Source organism: Fusobacterium ulcerans (assembly GCF_003019675.1).
GTDB lineage: Bacteria > Fusobacteriota > Fusobacteriia > Fusobacteriales > Fusobacteriaceae > Fusobacterium_A > Fusobacterium_A ulcerans.
Map to the genome: position 1 here is coordinate 1,761,390 of NZ_CP028105.1, position 19,780 is coordinate 1,781,169.

A 19,780-nucleotide genomic window follows, 5' to 3' on the forward strand; every position below is an offset into this window, starting at 1 on the left:
CTAATCTCCTTGTATTCCTAGGTATTTAAAGCCTATATTTGCTCCAAGGAGTATGAACTTTTCTGTGAGAGTTTTATTTGAAGAATTTTTTATTCTAAACCATATATTTTTAAATGTGTAGGTTTTTCTCCATACTTCTCTGTATATTTCATCAAGTCTCTTCATAGACATATTTTCTGGTTGAAAAACTGTGTTGTTTTGTGTATATTTAGACCAGTCTTTTATAATTATTCGGCCTTCTTTGTCCATTTTTCTATATAGCTCAGAATTTGGCAAAGGAGTCAAAATAGAAAATCTTGCCAAATCTAGTCCTAAATATTTTATTTTTTCAGGGAGTGCCAGCAAATCTTCTTCAGTGTCTCCATCCATTCCTAATACAAAACAACCATTTATTGCTATATTATATTTATGAGCTCTATCTATGCAATCTTTATATCTTTCTACATTGGAAAATTTTTTATTTACTCCTTTTAAAGTTTCTTCTCTAAGAGATTCAAACCCTATGAGAATACCTGAACATCCGCTTCTTTTGGCAGCTTCCATAAGCTCATCATCAAAAGGAGCATCAGCTGTGCCATTTCCAGCCCATTTTATTTTTAACTTTTCCATTTCTTTCATTAATTTTAAAGAATATTCTTTAGGATAAAAGAAATTTGGATCAAAAAATATTATTTTATCACTCTTTAAACTTTTTATTTCTTCAATCACATCTTCTACTGGTCTGGGATTACTTTTCCACATCTCGCTTATAGCACAAAAACTGCATTTGTTGTCACAGCCTCTATCAGCTATTACTGGCGATACCTTCATATATCTTTTACTTTTTATCAAATTTCTTGGAACCATTTTTATTTTTCTTACATCTATATTTTGGTTATTATATATTTTTTTGGGTTCTCCTTTGAGATAATCATGAAAAAATTCAGGAAGAGATATCTCACCTGCTCCTATTATTACAGTATCACAATGTTCTGCTGCTTCTTTAGGTACAGCAGAGGTATGATATCCTCCCATAACAATATATGCACCTCTTTTTTTAAATTCTTTTGAATGTATATATGCCTGTTTGCTGGAAGAGGTATCAAAAGATATTACAATAATGTCATATTTTTTCTTATCATAATCTACTTTATAGGATATCTCATCACAAGCATCTATTTCTGCAATTATATCTTTTGGTACTAGTGATACCAATGTAGGTAGAGTAAGTGATGGATATGTCATTAGATTGGAAAATATTCCTCTGTATGATTTTTCTGTTTTGTTCCAAGCATGAATAAAAAGTATTTTTAAAATATCAATCCCTCCCTTAATGTTTCTTATTACTATTATAGTATATTTTTTCTATAAAAATAAGAAGTAATATTTAGTGAGAATCAAGATACAGGAACTGTTTTAATAGAAATTTGTATATAATAATATTTATAAGATATAAAACAAATTAGGTTCAAAGAAAAATAGTAGTTAAATTTTTCTTTTTTAGGTATTTATTAAAAAGTTATAACTTTTATTACAGAATTGTAAAAAGTAAAAAAATTATAAAATTAAAATGTTCTAATAAAATTTATCATAGAGTTTTTTTATTCTCCTTGAGGAAAGAAAATATTTTACATCAAAGCTTAATAAATCTCTTCTTTTTATTGACATTTCATATATATTATGATATACTTTACCGTAGATTACGCTTGGAAAGGGTCATCAGCAACCCTAGGCCAGCGATTGCAATACTTTTGGAGGTGTTAAAATGTACGCAGTTATAAAAACTGGTGGTAAACAGTACAAAGTAGCAGAAGGTGACGTATTAAGAGTAGAAAAATTAAATGCTGAAGTTAACGCAACTGTAGAATTAACTGAAGTTCTTTTAGTAGCTAATGGAGAAACTGTAAAAGTTGGAACTCCTGTAGTTGACGGAGCTAAAGTAGTAGCAGAAGTAGTAGCTCAAGGTAAAGGTGCTAAAGTTGTTAACTTCAAATACAAGCCAAAAACAGGATACCACAGAAAAAAAGGTCACAGACAATTATTTACTGAGATCAAAGTTACTTCAATCAACGCTTAATTAATTTATGACAAGAGTTGAAATCTTTAGAAAAAATGGTAGAATTGTGGGATACAAGGCTACTGGTCATTCAGACTATGCTGAATATGGAGAAGATATAGTATGTGCAGCACTGTCAATGGCATTACAAATGCCCTTGGGAGGAATGCAGGACGTTCTTGAGCTGATACCCAAATTTGATATAGATTCTGATGGATACCTTAGGGTAGATATGAGAGGAATGGATAATAAAGGTAAAGAAAGGGAACTAGATACTCTTCTAGAAAGCATGGCTTTAATGGTTGAAAATTTATCAAAAGAATATCCTAAAAATGTAAAGCTTGTAGAGAAGGAGGAAAAATAGATGCAATTTACTTTAAATATACAATTATTTGCACATAAAAAAGGGCAAGGTTCTGTTAAAAACGGAAGAGACTCAAATCCTAAATATCTTGGAATCAAAAAATATGATGGAGAAGTTGTTAAAGCTGGAAACATCATAGTTAGACAAAGAGGAACTGCTATCCATGCAGGAAACAACATGGGAGTTGGGAAAGACCACACTTTATTTGCTTTAATTGATGGTTATGTAAAATTTGAAAGACTTGGAAAAGACAAAAAACAAGTTTCAATTTACTCTGAAAAATAATAGCATTTAATAAAAATACTGAGAAGCTAGAGAAATCAAAGCTTCTCATTTTTTATATAAATTTTATTTCTTTCAAAAAAGAATTTATATATTTATTATCAAATCTTTCTTTCCTCACAGAGATAAAAATATTAGTAACCATTTCCTCTCTATCTAAAATTGGAATTTCAATAAGAGTTCCCTTTTTTATCTCATTTTTCACCATAGCAAATGGAAGAAAAGTAACACCCTTTCCAAGCAAAACAAATTTTTTAGAAGTTGCTAACATGTTGGGCTGAATATTGTAAACTTTGTTTTGAGTAAAAATATTTTTTGATAAATCAACCATACTTCCACTCCAAACATCAGAAAATATAACAGAAAGATTCCTTAATTCTGATAATTCTATCCCTCCTTTCAATAAGTTATATTTTTCATTTCCTACCAAAATTACTCTTTCTTTTTTATATAGTTTTGAAATTATTCTTGAATTAGTTATTTCATAGGTAGTAAAAGTAATATCAAAAATTCCGTTATTCACCATAGGAATTAGTTCTTCTGTATGAGAAATAAATATTTCCGTTGCTATTTCTGGATTATTTTCTACAAACTTTTCTAAATATTCCTCTATAAGAGCGTCATAAAACCATTGAACAGCTCCTATTTTAACTCTCTCTTGGTAAATATTTAAATAATTTATCTCCTTCAAAATATTATCAGATAATTTATCCATTGTCTTAGCATATTCTAAAAAGATTTTTCCTTCTGGAGTCAAAGAAACATATTTTTTATCTCTAACAAATAACTTTTTTCCTACTTCATTTTCTAAATTTTTTATTCTTAAAGAAACTGTTGACTGGACCACATGAACTAGTTCCGCCGTTCTATTGAAATTTTGACAAGAAGCTAATACTATAAAAGTTTTTATTTCATCTAAGCTCATCTACCATCACCTCTTTAATTTATTTTTCCGATTATAGCAATTATAACAAATCGTTATACAAAAGTAAATGGATATGTTATATTTCAATTATAAAAAATACACTTTAACTAAAAAACTAACAGAGGGTGATGAAATGAGCTATTTAAAAAATATTGTATGTCCTCATTGCGGAAGAGAATTAGAAACAGAATTTTATAAAGCATGTCCATACTGCAAAGAAAAAGGAATTTATACAAACTATGAGACAATCTATGATTTAAAAAATACAAAACTAGACAAAAATAATAACGAGAAAGGAATTTATAAATATTCATCTTTTTTTCCACTAAAAGAAAATTCTTCTAAAATAAGTATTAACGAAGGAAATACTCCTTTAATAAAACTAGAAAGATTAGGAAAGCTATGGGGATTAGATAATCTTTATTTAAAAGATGAAAGCAAAAATCCTACAATGTCTCATAAAGACAGAATGTGTTCTTTAATGATTTCCAAAGCAATAGAGATGAAGGCTCCTGGAGTAGTAATTGCCTCTACTGGAAATCAGGGAGCAGCTGTTGCTGCATACTGTGCAGTAGCTAAAATTCCTTGTGTTATCTTTACTACACCAAATGTTTCTCCAACTATGAAAATATTTATGCAGTCTTTTGGAGCTTATGTTTTTGTAACTCCAACTATGGAAGATAGAGTTACAATGATGAAAAAATTAGTTGAGGAATACAATTATTTTCCTGCAAGTGGATTAGAAAATCCTCCTATTGGAAGTTGCTGTTTTGCTATTGATGCATATAAGACAATAGCATTTGAAGTTTTTGAGCAGCTAAATAATAATATTCCTGATTACTTTATTGTTCCTATTTCCTATGGAGATACCCTCTATGGAATATATAAAGGAATGAGTGACTTAAAGGAGATGGGATATGTAGACAAAACTCCAAAATTTGTTGCTGCTGAAGTATTTGGAGCTGCAAAAACAACTTTGGCTGCTGATTCTTCTGTTCCTTTAGCTGTAGAAACTTCTTCATCTATACAAACATCTATAGCAGCTGGAAATATAGCATACCTTACATTAAAAGCTTTAAAAGAAAGCAATGGATCTGCTGAAACTAGTTGTGATGAAGAAGCATTAGAGATGCAGAAACTTCTTTGTGAAACTGAAGGAATCCTTGCAGAGACATCCTCAGTAGCTAGCTTAGTTGCTTTGAAAAAAATGCTGGAAAATAAAAAAATATCTTCATCAGATAAAATTGTTCTTCTCCTTACATCTACAGGAGTAAAAACTCCTGAGATTATTGAACAATGGCTACCTAAACTACCTAGTATAAATCCTAATATGGAATCTTTTAAAGAGGAAATGTTAAATACGTATAAATTTAAATTTTAAATAACAAGGGGGAAAAATTATGGAATTAGTTAGACAAAAAGCTACTACAAAATATGCTGTATTTGTTTTATTTACTATACTTTTTATTGCCTTAGGAGCAAATATTTTGTTGAAAGCTCCTATTCAACCTATGTTCTTAATTGTATGGCTATTTATCTATCCAGCTTGTATGCGTTTAGGTTACTCTTTTAAAGAGATAGATGATGGAGTTATGGAATCATGCAAAAAAGGATTAGGAGCGGTTTTAATATTAATGGCTGTTGGAGCTATAATAAGTACTTGGATAGCAGCTGGAACTGTTCCTGCAATTATATACTACGGTTTGAAATTGATAAGCCCTAAAATGTTTCTTCTTGCTACTTTCTTGTTATGTAGTTTTGTTTCAATAGCTTGTGGTACTTCTTGGGGAACAATGGGAACAGCTGGAATAGCTATGTTTGCTATTGGAGAAAGTTTAGGTATTCCTACTGGAATGACCATTGGAGCTATTATTAGTGGATCGTATCTTGGAGATATGATTTCACCTATGTCTGACAGTACCAATGTTGCTGCCGCTGCTGCGGGAACTGATTTGATAACTCATTGTAAAGAACTACTTTATTTAGCTTTCCCTGTATCTGTAGTTACAGGAATAATATACTATATCTTAGGTTTAAAATTTGCTGTTGATAATTTTGATGATAGTTATATAGTTCATGTTAGCAGCTTGCTAACTTCAAATTTTAAAACTGGATTAATTGCTTTTATTCCAATGATATTTCTGTTACTTTTATTATTCTTTAAAAAGCCAGCAATGTTATCAATGGTTGCCTCATCTCTTGTAGCAGGATTAATAGCAGTTCTCTATCAAGGAATGCCTCTAAAAAATATGATTCCTGTATTCTGGGCTGGATTTAAAATTAATAGTGGCGAGGTTTTTCTGGATACTCTTTTAAATAGAGGAGGAGTTCAAAGTATGTTCTCTTCAGCTTGTATGATGCTATTTGCCTTTGGAATGATAGGAGCCCTAAATGTAGTGGGAATATTAGATGCTTTAGTAAATCCAATAGTAAAAAAGATAAAAACTGTAACTCAGTTAACTGGAATCAGCCAGCTTATTTCAATAATAGGAAATACTATGGGAACAAATACATTTTCACTTTTAATGACAGGTTCTCTTTTAGCACCTGTATATAAGAAATTTAATCTAGATCCAACAAATCTTTCTAAAGCAATAAATTCTACTTCAACAGTTATATGTCCATTTATCCCTTGGAATGCTTCAGGAATATTTGTATTAGGACTTTTTGGTGGAAGTGTCACAGACTTTATCCCTTATGCTTTTTATTCATACTTGATGCCTATAACAGCTTTCATGGCAGTAGTTTTCAGATTGAAAGTTAAATATAATAAAAATACTGATTAAAAAATACTGGGGCTGTTGCAAATTCAAAATAGCCCAATTACCCAAAAAGCTGACTTGAAGTTTTCTTCTTGTCAGCTTTTTCTTTTAAAATAAAAAAAGGTATAAAATACTAAAAATTTTTTCAAATTTCTAATATAATATACCTATGCAAAAACCAATTAATAATAACATTTTTTTTCAATTAAATCAACCCAAACTTTTTAACTTTTTACAATATGAAATTTCTGATAATGATCCTGTAAGAAAACTTAGCTCAATATTGGAGGGATTAGATTTTAGTAGTTTAATGCAAGTATTTTCTTACAAAACAAAGGTACATCCTATCAGAATGTTTTCTATCATTGTTTATGCCTATTCGCGCAATTTAACTTCTACTAGAGATATAGAAATGGCTTGCCATGAAAATATTAAATTTAGGTTTCTTTTACAAAATTCTAAAATTCCTGTTCACTCTACTATTTCTAGATTTTTAGCAAAAACTGAAGATATTCTTCAAGATCTATTTGAACAATTCATTGAAAAAATTTTTGAAATGGAAGATATTTCTACTGAAACAATATATATTGATGGTACTAAAATTGAAGCATATGCTAATAAATATACATTTGTTTGGAAAAAATCTATTGAGAAATACAGAGATAGATTAGATGAAAAAATTCTTGAACTAATTTCAAATTTTAATGATGATTTCAACTTACAATATGACAACTTCCTTGAAATATATTCGTATCTTTCTAATTTGAATTTTCAAATAGTCAAAGGTAGAGGAAAGCGAAAATCTAAAGAACAAAAATATTTAGAATTATGCGCAGAATACTTAGAAAAGTATCAAAAATATTCTAATCATTTTAAAAATCTTAATGGTAGAAATAGCTATTCAAAAACCGATATAGATGCTACTTTTATAAGAATGAAAGATGACCATATGAGAAATGGTCAATTAAAACCTGGATATAATCTACAAATAGGAGTGATTAGCGAATATATTTCTTCATATGAAATTTTTTCTAACCCTTCTGATTCTAAAACTTTGATTCCATTTTTAGAGAAAATTTCATCTCAAAATTTAGAAATTAAAAATATTGTAGCTGATGCAGGATATGAAAGTATTTCAAATTATGAATATTTGGAAAAAATGGACTTTACTTCATATATAAAACCAATATATTTTGAAAAATCTAAAATCAGAAAGTTTAAAAATGATTTAAACAGAGTAGAAAATTTAATATATGATCATTCTGAAAATAAGCTATTTAGAAAAGATGGATTAGAATTAGAATTTCTATACTCTAACAAAAATAATACAGTTCAATATTTTTGGAATCCTGAAACTAACAAAAAAATTAAGTACAATGCGTTTATCAAATAAATCAAAAGAGAATGTATCAAGCGATTATGGAAAACAATTAAGAATGAATAGAAGTATTCAAGTAGAAGGTGCTTTTGCAGTTTTGAAAGAAGATATGAAATTGCGAAAATTAAAAGTTCGAAGTAAAAAAAGTGTTTTAAGAGAAATATGTCTGTTTTGTATAGCTTACAACTTCAACAGATATCTAAGCAGAAATATAAATAATCGCTTAGGAACAACACTTCACTCATTAAAAGTAGCTTAGATAAATAAAAAATCATCTACTTCTTTTTTTGATACTTAAAAATAAATATAAAAATATAAGTTAGCAGAAATCTATAAAATAGATTTCTATTTTTTTATGTAAAATAAGAGAGGCTGCACAAATTAGTTTATAAATCACTAATTTGTAACAGCCCCTAAAATGATATTATTTAATCTAAAAGATTATTTCCATTAGTAACTATTACTTCTTTATACCATTCAAATGACTTTTTTTTGTATCTTTTATAACTGCCATTTCCATCATCATCTAAATCAACATAGATAAATCCATAACGTTTACTCATTTGACAAGTTGACATGCTTATTAAATCTATACAACCCCAAGGAGTATATCCCATTACCTCTACTCCCTCTTCTATTGCTTCTGCAATAGCTGAAATATGTTCTTTAAAATATTGAATACGATAATCATCTTGAATAGTTCCATCAGCTTCAATAGTATCATTATATCCCAAACCATTTTCAACTATAAATAATGGTTTTTCATATCTGTCATATAAGTCAATCAATGAAGTTGTTAAACCTGTAGGATCGATTTGCCAGTCCCAATCTGTTATATCCAGATATGGATTTTTAACACTGCTGCTTATATTTCCACTTACTCTTTCTTTTCCCTCTTCATTTATACTTGAAATTTTACTCATGTAATAACTGAATGCTACATAGTCAACAGTATATTTCTTTAAGACTTCCTCATCTTCTTTTTCAAAATGGATAGTAAGATTCTTTCTTTCCCACTCGTTTTTTATATGCTGTGGGTAAGCACCTCTTACCTGAACATCTGAATAAAAATTATTTTTTCTATTATCTTTTAAAGCTAATAACACATTTTGAGGATGGCAATTTTCTGGATAAGATAATGTTTTAGTAATCATACATCCCATCTCAGCTTCTGGTATCATCTCATGCAGATATTTTGTTGCTAATGCACTTGCCACAAATTGATGATGTAAAGATTGATATACAACTTCTTCAAATTTATCTTTTGGGAATCTGTCAGGAACCATTCCTAATGTTGTAAAAGGATGTCTGAATACACTATCAATTTCATTAAATGTAAGCCAATATTTTACCAATCCTTTATATCTTGTATAAACTGTTTTACAAAATTTTAAAAATAATTCTATTACTTCACGTTGATACCATCCTTGAAAATTGTTGCAGATATATAGTGGAAGTTCATAGTGATGCAGTGTTACAAGTGGTTCTATATTTCTTTTTTTCATTTCTTTGAAAAGATCTTCATAAAATTTTAATCCTGCTTCATTTGGTTTTTCTTCCATTCCTGTTGGATATATTCTTGTCCACTGAATAGATACTCTAAGTGTTTTAAATCCCATCTCTTGAAATAAGTCCAAATCTTCTTTGTAGTGATGATAAAAATCTATTCCGTGTCTTTTTGGATATTCAACAGTATCATCTGTAGCCATCGCACGTTCAATATCTTCGCTTTTGATTTCATGAAGAGATTTATAATCTTTTTTATTAACATTCTTTTTTATTCTAGTGCAATCTGCAATAGATATTCCTTTTCCATCTATATTCCAAGCTCCTTCACATTGATTCGCCGCAGTAGCTCCTCCCCACAAAAAATCTGCTGGAAAAATATTTTTTTTCACAAAATTACCTCCTAATTTAAACTAAATATAAATTTTAAAGATTTAATAAATCTTTTTTTGTTATGATCAAAAACTTTAAATTAAATTTATTTTAAATATTATTGATTTTTAATAACTGGTCTGATTATTAAAATATCATTATTTTGTTTTACTTCACCTAGATTTAATACTCCTATATCAGAATATTCTTCACTATTAGAAATTACCATCATTGTAGTTGTATCATATCCTGCCCTTTTTATTTTTTCTATATCAAATTCTATTAAGATATCTCCTGCTTTTACTTTCTGCCCATCTTTTACCTTTTTTATAAATCCTTCTCCATTCATTTCAACTGTATTAATACCAATGTGCATCAATATTTCTGCTTCTTTATCAGTTACCATTCCTACTGCATGTCCTGTGACAAATACAGTTGAAATTTCTCCATCAGCAGGAGCATAAAGTACTCCTTTTTGAGGTATGATTCCTACTCCTTTTCCAATAGATCCTGATGCAAAAGCTTCATCTTTTACCTTGCTTAATTCTATTGCCTCTCCTTCAATACAAGATTTGATAATTATATCCTCAGCTTCATTTTTAGTATTACTGCTATTTTTCTCATGAATTTCTATGTCATCTTTTTCATCTATTCCTAAAAAGTAAGTGATTACTGCTGTTATTACAAAGGCAAGTGTAATTCCAATAACATAATATACAAATGTTTCTCCTAAAAATGCAGGTAAAGTAGTCAGTGCTGGAAATACATAGACTATAGCTTTAGTATGCATCATTCCCATAAATCCACCTGCTATTGCTCCTCCTATTACTTGAGCTATAAAAGGCTTTCTATATTTTAAAGAAATTCCATATACAATTGGTTCTGTAATTCCTCCTAGTAAAGCTGGAATTGTAGCTGAAAGTGCATATGCTTTATTTTCTTTATTTTTTGCTTTCAAAAATACTCCAAATGCAGCTCCTGCACTGGCAAATGTTGCTGCTGCTATCATAGGACGTATTACATCATAACCATATGTTGAAATATTATTGATCATAATAGGTACAACACCCCACTGAACTCCCAACATTACAAGAAAAGTCCATCCAGCTCCAATAACGGCTCCTGTTAATAGCCCATTTTTTACACTTAAAAAATTAACTAAATTACCTACCTGATCTGCAAGGTATACTCCAATTGGTCCAATTACAATAATAGTAAGAGGAACCATTATAAGAAGAGCAACAAATGAAAGAGCAAATAATTCTATATTTTTAGGAATGAATTTTTTTAAAACCTTTTCTAATTTAGAATAAATCAAAATAGAAACAATAGCTGGAACCAGACTTCCAGAATAGCCTATCAAGACTACAGGAATTCCTAAAAATGATGTCATATCACCTGGTTTTGACATAAGCTTTGTAAAATTTGGCTCCATTAATGTCGCCACTATTGCTAGTGCTATATATGGATTGCATTTAAAAGCTTTTGCAGAAGAATAAGCTAAAAATAATGGTAAAAAGTAAAATACACTGTTTCCAGCTGCTGCTAAAATCTTGTATGTTCCCCCACTTGTATCCAATATTCCTAATGTTGTTGTAAGAATAACAAGAAGAGCTTTTATCATACCAGCTCCTGCTAAAGCAATAACAATTGGATTTAGAATTGCTGACATCATATTTAAAGCTCGTGTAAACAAAGTTCCACTTTTTTTCTCTTCTTTTACTTCTGTTTCTCCTATTGAATACTGTCTTTGAATTGCATTAAAAATATCTTCTACAGCATTTCCCACTACCACTTGAAATTGACCATTTCCTTTTACTATTGAAATTACTCCCTTAAGTTTTGATAAACTATTTTCATCAGTTTTTGTTTCATCTTTCAGTTTAAATCTTAATCTAGTTACACAATGTGTCAAATTTACTATATTATTCTCTCCACCAATAAGAAATATAATCTCTTTTGCTAATTGGTCATAATTTTGTTTCGCCATGTTATAACCTCCATAATATTTTACTTTCTGAATTTATAGCCATATCATATCATATTTTTTTATCAACATTTAAAAGTTCGTTTTTTGGAAACTATATACTATTAATCTCTTAAAAATAAAAATAGTGTATTATTTAATTTGATATAATACACTATTTCTATAAAATTATTTGTTTTTTATTAACTGACGATATTTATTTACAATATGATCATTTATCAAAGGATAAATTATAGAATGACTTTGAATTTCTGAATTATGATGGAAGGCTATGCAATTATCAATACCAGAATAATTTTTCATCTCTTCATTTCCAGTTATCAAAACGATCTTTGCTTTTGTTCTTGAATAATCTTTTTCTTCTTGAAATTCAGATAACTGATATTTTTTTAAATAAAATCCAGAATTAGAATATATAATTATCAATGTTTCTTCATCTGCTCTTCTAATAAATGTATCTTGTTTCACATCATCTAAATTTGTAATTAAAAATTTACCATTATAAGCTAATTTCATTTGCAGATCAATAGCCCCAATTTCTGAAAACAGCAAGCCAAAACTTGCTACTTTTTTGTAACGAATGAGGTCTTGTGCCAGTTTCTCTATATTTTTTAAATTTTCCTCTCCATTTAATGAGTCTATATCCTGCTGAATACATTTTAAATATGAGCTGTAGCCATATTTTTCTATATATTCAGCTATATTTTGATTATAATTTAAATTATAGCCATATCTATTTTCCTTGAAAGAGGCAGAAGCTTTAAAATCTGCATAATCTTCAAAATTTAAAATTCTGATAAATTTAGAGATTGTAGACTTTGATACACTGCATAATTTTGCTACTTCTCCAATAGAAAGCTCATGCAATGAATGAAAATTCATTAATAATGTCATTGCAATGTGATAGTTTGTAGAATCTAAATCATTATCATTTAACATAATTAAAAGTCTATTTAATAAATTCCCCATATTATTCCTCCAATATATTTCCATATTGTTATAATAAAAATTTAATGATTTAATAAAGTATAAATTATATTTTATATTATGTCAAGAAATGCCCTCTAGCTTACTTCTCTTATGTTGATAGTAAAACTAAAGTTAGAAGATGGAGAAGATATATTATAATGGAGAATCTAAAATCCTTTATAATTTTTAGTATGGTATTTTGTAAGCTGAAGAAATTTACTGGTTTCAATTAATGAAAATATATAAAAAAACTCCTTTGATATAATTAATTAGGTTTGCTGGCCAATCAACTAATCAAAGGAGGTCATAAGGTGTATGACAAAACAGTTTATCACACAAAATATGGAATTGTAAATACTATATTATATAATAAGAGCAATTAAAGTATTTACATCTATCTAAATATCCCCAGTATTATTTTTGTTATAAACATTGCTACAGCTGCGTCAATTAAAGGAATGAATAATAATATTTTATAATATTTTTTTGAAACTCCTGATACCAATACGATTCTGGCATAGTGTCCAATCAAAGTTCCCATTAATATTACAGCTGGATATAGTATAGTAGCCTGTTCCTGAGTAATTGTTCCATTTTGATAGAGCATTAATCCAGCAGCAGCCCCAGCAGCTTTAGCAAAAAAGGCAGCGATGATAACTAATGCAGCTTCACCTGGAAGCCCAAATATTCCCATAACAGGATTCAATACTTTGGCTATTATATTCATCAGCCCTGTTGTCTGAAGAAAAACTATCAAAGCATAAGCTAGTACCATGGCTGGAGCAATTTGTTCAAGTGCAATAGTTAATCCTTTTTTTGCTCCTTTCATAAATACTTCAACAGTACTTACATTATTTTTAATATTATCCATATTGAACTTCCCCCTCTGTTACTTTATTTCTGTTCTTATAGATCATAAATCTTATAATATTAGCCCCCATTATTTTTACTACTAACTGAATTAATATTATTCCCCCAAGTGGAAGAAGTGATATAGAAAGAAGAGGTCCCCCTGCTGAAATAGTATTTGTTACTACTGCTGAAGCAGCATATTGATAAGAAACAAAAATAGCTCTTTCTTCATCAGTTATATATTTATCATCATATAATTCTTTTGTCATTACAGCACCTATATCTGATGAAGTAAAAGAACTTACAAAAGCCAGTCCTGCTACACCTGGAATTCCCATTATAGGTTTTAGAATAGGTTTAAAAAATTTAGCTGCTGCTTCCAGTGCTCCGAGCTCTTGTGCCACTGCAATCAATCCAGAAGAAAGCATCAGTGATGGAACTAATGTAAGAGCTACTAAGAATCCTTGTCTTGTACCTATTCCTCCTTTTCCTGCAAAGTCTGCCCCTTCAGATATTTTTCCAAATGTACCTAGTAAATAACTGAAATCCAATGCTCTTAGTGTTGGATGATTTTTAAGTAACCCTGAGAACATGACTATTAATGTAAATAGTGATACCCATCCTGTAATTTCTCTTTTTTTCTCTGCTGTCATTTTCTTTCCCCCTGTTAGAACTTTTCTGGTAAAGTTAAGATTGTTTTAAGAATAAGTTTAGCTCTTTCTGTCATAGAACTTATTATAGCTCTTTCTCTAATAGTATGGTTTTCAAATCCTCTTACTCCCATACCACATAGAGTTGGAATTCCTAAAGCTACACTATATGCAGCATCAGATCCTCCACCTAAATAACATGGATATGGAGATCCGAATCCTAATTCTTCTGAGTTCTTTTTCAATAGTTCAAAAAGTTTGTGATTTTTTTCTGTTTCTTCCATTGGATCAGATAAAGAAAGTTTTTCTATTACAGCTGTAGTCCCCTCTACATAAGATGTATCTGCTATTTTCTTTAAAAATGCTTCAAGAATAGGGACATCACTGCTTTTTCTGAACCTTACATTTATTGTCATTGTACAATTTTCAGGAATTGTATTTTGGCTTGTTCCCCCATCAAATAGTCCTACATTATAGTGAATATTGTCATAATCATTTTCTTTTTCAATGTTTAGAGTTTTGTATGCAGCTTCTCTTATTGCACTGATTCCATTTTGAGGCTCATTTCCAGAGTGGGCAGCTTTTCCTTTTATAGTTATCTTGTAGTTAGCAGCTCCTTTTCTTCCAACGACTACTCTTCCATCTTCAAATCCTGTTTCACAGTCAATGGCAGCTTTGAACCCTTTTACTTCTTCTAGGAAAAAGTCTTTTCCTTCCCCATTAGTAAACCTATGTCCTACTTCTTCATCCCCAGAAAAAGCCAGTTTTACAAATTTATCATAACCGATGTGGTTCAAAGCTCTTGCTACAAGAATAGCTACTATTACTCCCCCTTTACAGTCCAAAACCCCAGGGCCATACATCATATTATTTTCTTCATCAACTTTAACTATTTCTTCCCCAAATAGCCCTTTATTATGAACTGTATCAAGGTGTCCAAGAAGAGCCATTTCTAAATCCTTACTGCCATTATCAAAATATGCTGATATACTGTTAGCTCCTACTGGAAATTTACGAATTTTAGTAGTCATTCCAAAATTTTTAAGATTTTTCTCTAAAAACTCTGTTGCAGCATTAACACTTTCAATGTCTGCTGATGGACTTTCATATTTACATAAATCTACCCATAGCTTTTTCATTGTTTTTTCTTCTTGATCAATAAAACTAAATGCTTCTTTTAAATTGTAGTTCATACTTTCCCTCCTATTTGATGTTAGTAACTTTTATTAAAACCATTTTCTGGTCAAATCTGATTTCATTGTTTTCTAATCTTAAATTAGCCCCAATATCGATATTATTCAAAGCAAATCCTCGCATTATATTAAATAATAGGTTGTTTGGATCTTTAAAATTTGAAAGTGAAATCCAATTATAAAATTCTCTTTCTGTTTTCCAAGTTTGAATTTTAGCTTCTATGAAAGAATTGTCTTTTAAGAATTTTTTTATTTCATTCAATGTATAAAAACGATTGTGTGAAAAATCTCTGATTTTATTAAATGTATCTTGTAAAATAGCTTCTTCCTTATCTTCAGAAGCAACTATATCAACCAAGATTACTTCACCAAAATTTTTTAAAACTCTTTTTATTTCTGAAAAAACGATGTGTGGATTGGCAAAATGATGAACGGCAAGCCTTGTTATTACTGTATCAAAAGTGTTGTCTTCAAATTGTAAATTATGAGCATCTCCTTCAACAGCTATGATATTGTCTATTTTTTTCTCTATACAATCTTTTTTTAATTTTTCTGTCATAGCCTTACTTATATCCAGAGCATAAACTTCTTTTGCGTATTTTGCTGTTTCAATAGCCAGCATTCCTGTTCCGCATCCTAAGTCTAAGACTTTTTTATTTTTATATGGATAACCAGCATTTATTATTTTCTCTATATATTCCTTTTTAATAATAAATTCGAATTTATTATATTCCTCAGCTTGATTATCAAATGAATATTTGTTTTTTTCAGCATAATTTTCTAAAGATTGAGCATTATCAATTTCTAATGTTATTAATAGTTTTTTCTCTGAATTGAAACTGATTTTTTCTCCATTTTCATATCGACTTAGGGTTTTTAAAGAAATGCCTGATTTTTTTGCTAATTCAGCTTGAGTCATTTTATTTTTTTTTCTAGTATCAATTACTTTTAAGTAAGTATTATTATTACTTTCTATATTATTTTCGGACATAATTATCACATTTTGATCTTTTTTTATTTTTAATGATAAAATATATTGATTATATTGTCAATAAAAAAAATTTTTTGCCTATTTTATGGGTCTTTTGGAAATATTCTTATTTTCACTGTCTCAAAAATGTCTTTTAAAAAAATAAATATAAGAATCTTAAAATGATTAATTGTAAGAAATTATAGTTGAGTATAAAAAAGCAGGAAACTAGAAAACAAAAGAGATTTTCTTATGTTATTAAAAATAAATTGTTTTAGAATTAAAAAATAAGTGATATAGTAATAAATAATAGAGGTAAAATAAAACTTTCAGTGGGGGGAGAAAAATGGAAGGAATTTTACAGCAGATGCAGGGGATAGCTCAAAAATATGTAGATATTTTGTCTGAAATTTTAAAAATCGATGTAACTATAATTGATATAAGGCAGATAAGAATAGCTGGAAGTGGAAGAATGCAAGAGCGATTGGGAGATATGTCGTCATATGGTTATATAGTTAAAACTTGTTTAGAAAGTAAAAAAAGAATTGTTTTAACTAATCCAGAAGATTCAGAAATATGTTTTTCTTGTCCTAAGAAAGCTACTTGTGATAATAAAAGTGAAGTATGGCAGCCGCTTATTTTAGATGATAAAGTAATTGGTGCATTGGGATTTGTATGCTTTAATCAAAAGCAAAAGAATCATTTTGAAAAAAACTATAATTTATTTTTAAAATTTTTAGAGCAGTTTAGTGATCTTATAGTGAGTAAAGCAAGAGATGTAATAGAATTTAATAGGAATAAAGATGTACTTTTGCTATTTGAAAATGTAATAGATAGAGTAGAAATGGGAATGATAGTTCTCAATAAAGAAGAAGAGGCAGTAAAAATAAATCAGCTTGCAAGAAAAATATTACATATAAACGAAGCAGGGAAAAAACTGCCAGATATACTTTTTTCTGAAACTGGTAAAAAGGTTTTGGATTTAAAAGAATATCAAATTCAGATAGAAAATATAACATATACTGCTATAGGGAAATTTTATGATGTAGAGCTAGAAGATTACAAAAAAGTATTTCTCTTTCAGAATGCAGTATATGATGAAGAGAATATTTTAGGAATAAATAATTCTTTACAAAAACGTGATATTGATAAAATACTTGGGGTATCTTCTAAAATTATGAGTATAAAAGAAAAGATACAAATAATAGCCCCTTCTGCTTCAAGTGTATTTATAACAGGAGAAAGTGGAACTGGAAAAGAGTTAGTAGCTACAGCACTTCATTCTGAAAGTGAAAGAAAAAATTTTCCATTTATAGCATTTAATTGTGCTTCCATTCCTGAAAACTTATTAGAAAGTGAGTTATTTGGATATGTCAAAGGAGCTTTTACAGGAGCTGATAATAAAGGAAGAATAGGAATATTTGAAGCAGCAAATGGAGGAACTCTGTTTTTAGATGAAGTTGGAGATATGCCATCATATTTACAAGTGAAATTACTGCGTGTTTTGGAAAGAAAAGAAATTACAAGATTGGGAAGCAACCAAGTAATAAAGATAGATGTAAGATTAATTGCTGCAACTAATAAAAATATGGAAGAATTAGTGACAAAAGGTGAGTTTAGGGAAGACCTGTACTATAGACTCAATGTCATTCCTATAAAGTTACCACCTTTGAGAGAAAGAAAAGAGGATATAAAAATATTAGCTAAAAATTTTATAGATAAATACAGCAGTATACTGAATAAGACAGTGAGTGGTATAGATCAAAATTTCTGGAGAAAGATGGAAGAATATTCATGGCCTGGAAATGTAAGAGAGCTGCAAAATAGTATGGAATATGTAGTTAATATGATGAAATATACAGAAGTAATAAACTTCAGGCTGCTTCCTCATAAAGTTTTAGGAAAACATATTACAATAGATGAGGAAGAAAATTTTAATTTGGAACATATGGAAAAAAGAATGATAGAAAAACTTTTGAATATTTATGGATATTCACCAGAGGCAAAACAGGAAATAGCAAAGAAATTAGGAATTGGAATAGCTACCTTATACAGAAAGATAAAAGTATATGAACTATAATTATTGTAATTCCGTTCTGTTATTGAAATGATAACAAGGTATCATTTCAATATGATTAAAAATAAAGAGCTGATATCAAAATGATAACAGAGAAATTATTTACAGAGAGAAACTGTGAAAATTTCTCTGTTTTTTTATGTGGAAAAATAAAATAGATATGGCATGAAACTTGCTTTTATTTAAAGCAAGTAAATTACAGTAGGAAAGTTTTATGAAAGAATGGAAGGATAAATTTTATGTAGATATCATAAAAAATGAAAAAATATCAGATGAAGCAGAGATAAGATTCTTAGCAGTGGAAGATATGGAAAAAGTAAAAAGTTTTCATCAGTCTTTAGACAGTTATAAAAGAACACCTTTAGTAAGGTTAAAAAGCTTAGCCGAAAAATTGAAAGTAAAAGAAATACTTGTAAAAGATGAATCATATCGTTTTGGGTTGAAGGCATTTAAAGGATTGGGAGGAATATATGCTCTTAGCAGAGTGGTATGTAAAAAACTGGGATTAAATATAGAGGATATAAGCTTTTCAGATTTAAAATCAGAAGAAATAAGAGAAAAGATATCAGATATGACTTTTATAACAGCAACAGATGGAAATCATGGAAAGGGAGTAGCATGGTCAGCAGCACAATTAGGCTGTAAAGCAGTGGTCTTTATGCCAAAAGGTTCGTCAGAAACAAGGGCACAGGCAATAAGAAATATGGGAGATACAGAAGTAACAATAACAAATATGGGGTATGACGATACAGTAAGATTTGCATCAAAAATGAGTGAAGAAAATGGCTGGTATTTAGTACAGGATACTTCATGGGAAGGATATCAGGAGATACCAAAATGGATAATTCAAGGATATACAACTATGGGTGCAGAAGCAGCAGAACAAATGGAAGAAATGGAAATAGAAGCACCAACACATATATTTTTGCAGGCAGGAGTAGGAGCAATGTCTGGAGGAATAATGGGATATTTAAAAAATAGATATAAGGATAATAAACCTGTATTTGCAGTAGTGGAACCTAAAGAGGTTGCCTGTATCTATGAATCAGCAAGAGTAAATGACAGTGAACCTCATGCAGCAACAGGGACTGGGGAAACAATAATGGCAGGTTTAAACTGTGGAGAACCATGCACAGTTACATGGCCGATACTGAGAGAATATTCAGATTATTATTTTTCATGTCCAGATTTTACAGCTGCTAAGGGAATGAGAATGATGGCAAATCCAATAGGAAAGGACAGAAAAATAATATCAGGGGAATCAGGAGCAGTAACCTTAGGAATAACAGCATTATTACTGGAAAAGAAGGAACTGGAAGATATAAAAGAGGATATGAAATTGAATGAAAATTCAATAATACTTTTGTTCAGCACTGAGGGAGATACAGATCCAGAAGTTTATAAAAGTATTATAGAAAATAGGCAGAACATAGAACCAGAGAAATAAGAGAGGGATAA

General features: G+C 29.4%; 16 protein-coding genes and 1 pseudogene. 8 read left to right on the forward strand and 9 right to left on the reverse strand.

What is annotated here, in order from left to right; genetic code table 11:
• Entirely contained in the window at positions 1-1,224 is a 1,224-nt protein-coding gene (locus C4N20_RS08230) for a B12-binding domain-containing radical SAM protein (protein WP_005978929.1), read from the reverse strand.
• 520 nt (positions 1,225-1,744) lie between these two features.
• Here C4N20_RS08230 and rplU point away from each other — a divergent pair.
• The 3 genes from rplU to rpmA are packed head-to-tail and all read left to right on the forward strand — an operon-like array spanning position 1,745 to position 2,684.
• Complete coding sequence (gene rplU, locus C4N20_RS08235; protein WP_005949930.1) at positions 1,745-2,056, forward strand: 50S ribosomal protein L21; 312 nt, start codon at positions 1,745-1,747, stop codon at positions 2,054-2,056.
• 7 nt (positions 2,057-2,063) lie between these two features.
• Positions 2,064-2,399: a ribosomal-processing cysteine protease Prp gene (locus tag C4N20_RS08240; RefSeq protein ID WP_005978932.1), complete on the forward strand. Its 336-nt coding sequence runs from the start codon at positions 2,064-2,066 to the stop codon at positions 2,397-2,399.
• Entirely contained in the window at positions 2,400-2,684 is a 285-nt protein-coding gene (rpmA, locus tag C4N20_RS08245; protein WP_005978935.1) for a 50S ribosomal protein L27, read from the forward strand.
• A gap of 52 nt (positions 2,685-2,736) precedes the next feature.
• Here rpmA and C4N20_RS08250 read toward each other — a convergent pair whose 3' ends face one another.
• Positions 2,737-3,606: a LysR family transcriptional regulator gene (locus tag C4N20_RS08250; RefSeq protein WP_005978937.1), complete on the reverse strand. Its 870-nt coding sequence runs from the start codon at positions 3,604-3,606 to the stop codon at positions 2,737-2,739.
• Positions 3,607-3,739: 133 nt separating this feature from the next.
• Here C4N20_RS08250 and C4N20_RS08255 point away from each other — a divergent pair, with 133 nt between their 5' ends.
• The 3 genes and pseudogenes from C4N20_RS08255 to C4N20_RS08265 all read left to right on the forward strand — a co-directional run bounded on the left by C4N20_RS08255 (position 3,740) and on the right by C4N20_RS08265 (position 8,005).
• Positions 3,740-4,987 (forward strand): threonine synthase, encoded by a 1,248-nt coding sequence (locus tag C4N20_RS08255; RefSeq protein WP_005978939.1) that lies wholly within the window; start codon positions 3,740-3,742, stop codon positions 4,985-4,987.
• Positions 4,988-5,006: 19 nt separating this feature from the next.
• Positions 5,007-6,392, forward strand: coding sequence for a Na+/H+ antiporter NhaC (gene nhaC / locus C4N20_RS08260; protein ID WP_005978941.1), 1,386 nt, complete (start codon positions 5,007-5,009; stop codon positions 6,390-6,392).
• A 145-nt stretch (positions 6,393-6,537) separates the two neighbouring features.
• A pseudogene (locus C4N20_RS08265) lies at positions 6,538-8,005 on the forward strand (IS1182 family transposase).
• Positions 8,006-8,174: 169 nt separating this feature from the next.
• Here C4N20_RS08265 and C4N20_RS08270 read toward each other — a convergent pair.
• The 7 genes from C4N20_RS08270 to C4N20_RS08300 form a co-directional block, all read right to left on the reverse strand.
• Entirely contained in the window at positions 8,175-9,644 is a 1,470-nt protein-coding gene (locus C4N20_RS08270; RefSeq protein WP_005978947.1) for a glycoside hydrolase family 1 protein, read from the reverse strand.
• Between the two features lie 98 nt (positions 9,645-9,742).
• Positions 9,743-11,614: a beta-glucoside-specific PTS transporter subunit IIABC gene (locus tag C4N20_RS08275; RefSeq protein ID WP_005978948.1), complete on the reverse strand. Its 1,872-nt coding sequence runs from the start codon at positions 11,612-11,614 to the stop codon at positions 9,743-9,745.
• 165 nt (positions 11,615-11,779) lie between these two features.
• Entirely contained in the window at positions 11,780-12,580 is an 801-nt protein-coding gene (locus C4N20_RS08280; RefSeq protein WP_005978949.1) for a MurR/RpiR family transcriptional regulator, read from the reverse strand.
• Positions 12,581-12,974: 394 nt separating this feature from the next.
• Positions 12,975-13,451 (reverse strand): nucleoside recognition domain-containing protein, encoded by a 477-nt coding sequence (locus C4N20_RS08285; RefSeq protein ID WP_005978950.1) that lies wholly within the window; start codon positions 13,449-13,451, stop codon positions 12,975-12,977.
• Positions 13,444-14,085: a nucleoside recognition domain-containing protein gene (locus C4N20_RS08290; protein WP_005978952.1), complete on the reverse strand. Its 642-nt coding sequence runs from the start codon at positions 14,083-14,085 to the stop codon at positions 13,444-13,446. The genes C4N20_RS08285 and C4N20_RS08290 overlap by 8 nt, the downstream gene beginning before the upstream one ends.
• Positions 14,086-14,099: 14 nt before the next feature.
• Complete coding sequence (locus tag C4N20_RS08295) at positions 14,100-15,275, reverse strand: M20/M25/M40 family metallo-hydrolase (protein ID WP_005978955.1); 1,176 nt, start codon at positions 15,273-15,275, stop codon at positions 14,100-14,102.
• Between the two features lie 10 nt (positions 15,276-15,285).
• Positions 15,286-16,266 carry a methyltransferase domain-containing protein gene (locus C4N20_RS08300; protein WP_106878569.1) on the reverse strand — a complete coding sequence of 327 codons (981 nt, stop codon included), beginning with the start codon at positions 16,264-16,266 and terminating at the stop codon, positions 15,286-15,288.
• Between the two features lie 325 nt (positions 16,267-16,591).
• On the opposite strand from C4N20_RS08300, the gene C4N20_RS08305 reads away from it, so the two are divergent.
• The gene (locus tag C4N20_RS08305) at positions 16,592-18,325 is read left to right on the forward strand and encodes a sigma-54 interaction domain-containing protein (protein WP_005978959.1); all 1,734 of its coding nucleotides are present in this window, start codon (positions 16,592-16,594) and stop codon (positions 18,323-18,325) included.
• Between the two features lie 211 nt (positions 18,326-18,536).
• A complete protein-coding gene (gene dpaL / locus C4N20_RS08310) occupies positions 18,537-19,769 on the forward strand; it encodes a diaminopropionate ammonia-lyase (protein WP_005978961.1) in 1,233 nt (410 codons plus the stop codon).
• Positions 19,770-19,780 lie beyond the last annotated feature (11 nt).

Coding starts and splice junctions, on each gene's coding strand:
- rpmA (WP_005978935.1), top strand. CDS start 2,400: ATGCAATTTACTTTAAATATACAATTATTTGCACATAAAAAAGGGCAA.
- nhaC (WP_005978941.1), top strand. CDS start 5,007: ATGGAATTAGTTAGACAAAAAGCTACTACAAAATATGCTGTATTTGTT.
- dpaL (WP_005978961.1), top strand. CDS start 18,537: ATGAAAGAATGGAAGGATAAATTTTATGTAGATATCATAAAAAATGAA.
- C4N20_RS08295 (WP_005978955.1), bottom strand. CDS start 15,275: ATGAACTACAATTTAAAAGAAGCATTTAGTTTTATTGATCAAGAAGAA.
- C4N20_RS08250 (WP_005978937.1), bottom strand. CDS start 3,606: ATGAGCTTAGATGAAATAAAAACTTTTATAGTATTAGCTTCTTGTCAA.
- C4N20_RS08230 (WP_005978929.1), bottom strand. CDS start 1,224: ATGACATATCCATCACTTACTCTACCTACATTGGTATCACTAGTACCA.
- C4N20_RS08255 (WP_005978939.1), top strand. CDS start 3,740: ATGAGCTATTTAAAAAATATTGTATGTCCTCATTGCGGAAGAGAATTA.
- C4N20_RS08280 (WP_005978949.1), bottom strand. CDS start 12,580: ATGGGGAATTTATTAAATAGACTTTTAATTATGTTAAATGATAATGAT.
- C4N20_RS08300 (WP_106878569.1), bottom strand. CDS start 16,266: ATGTCCGAAAATAATATAGAAAGTAATAATAATACTTACTTAAAAGTA.
- C4N20_RS08285 (WP_005978950.1), bottom strand. CDS start 13,451: ATGGATAATATTAAAAATAATGTAAGTACTGTTGAAGTATTTATGAAA.
- rplU (WP_005949930.1), top strand. CDS start 1,745: ATGTACGCAGTTATAAAAACTGGTGGTAAACAGTACAAAGTAGCAGAA.
- C4N20_RS08290 (WP_005978952.1), bottom strand. CDS start 14,085: ATGACAGCAGAGAAAAAAAGAGAAATTACAGGATGGGTATCACTATTT.
- C4N20_RS08240 (WP_005978932.1), top strand. CDS start 2,064: ATGACAAGAGTTGAAATCTTTAGAAAAAATGGTAGAATTGTGGGATAC.
- C4N20_RS08305 (WP_005978959.1), top strand. CDS start 16,592: ATGGAAGGAATTTTACAGCAGATGCAGGGGATAGCTCAAAAATATGTA.
- C4N20_RS08275 (WP_005978948.1), bottom strand. CDS start 11,614: ATGGCGAAACAAAATTATGACCAATTAGCAAAAGAGATTATATTTCTT.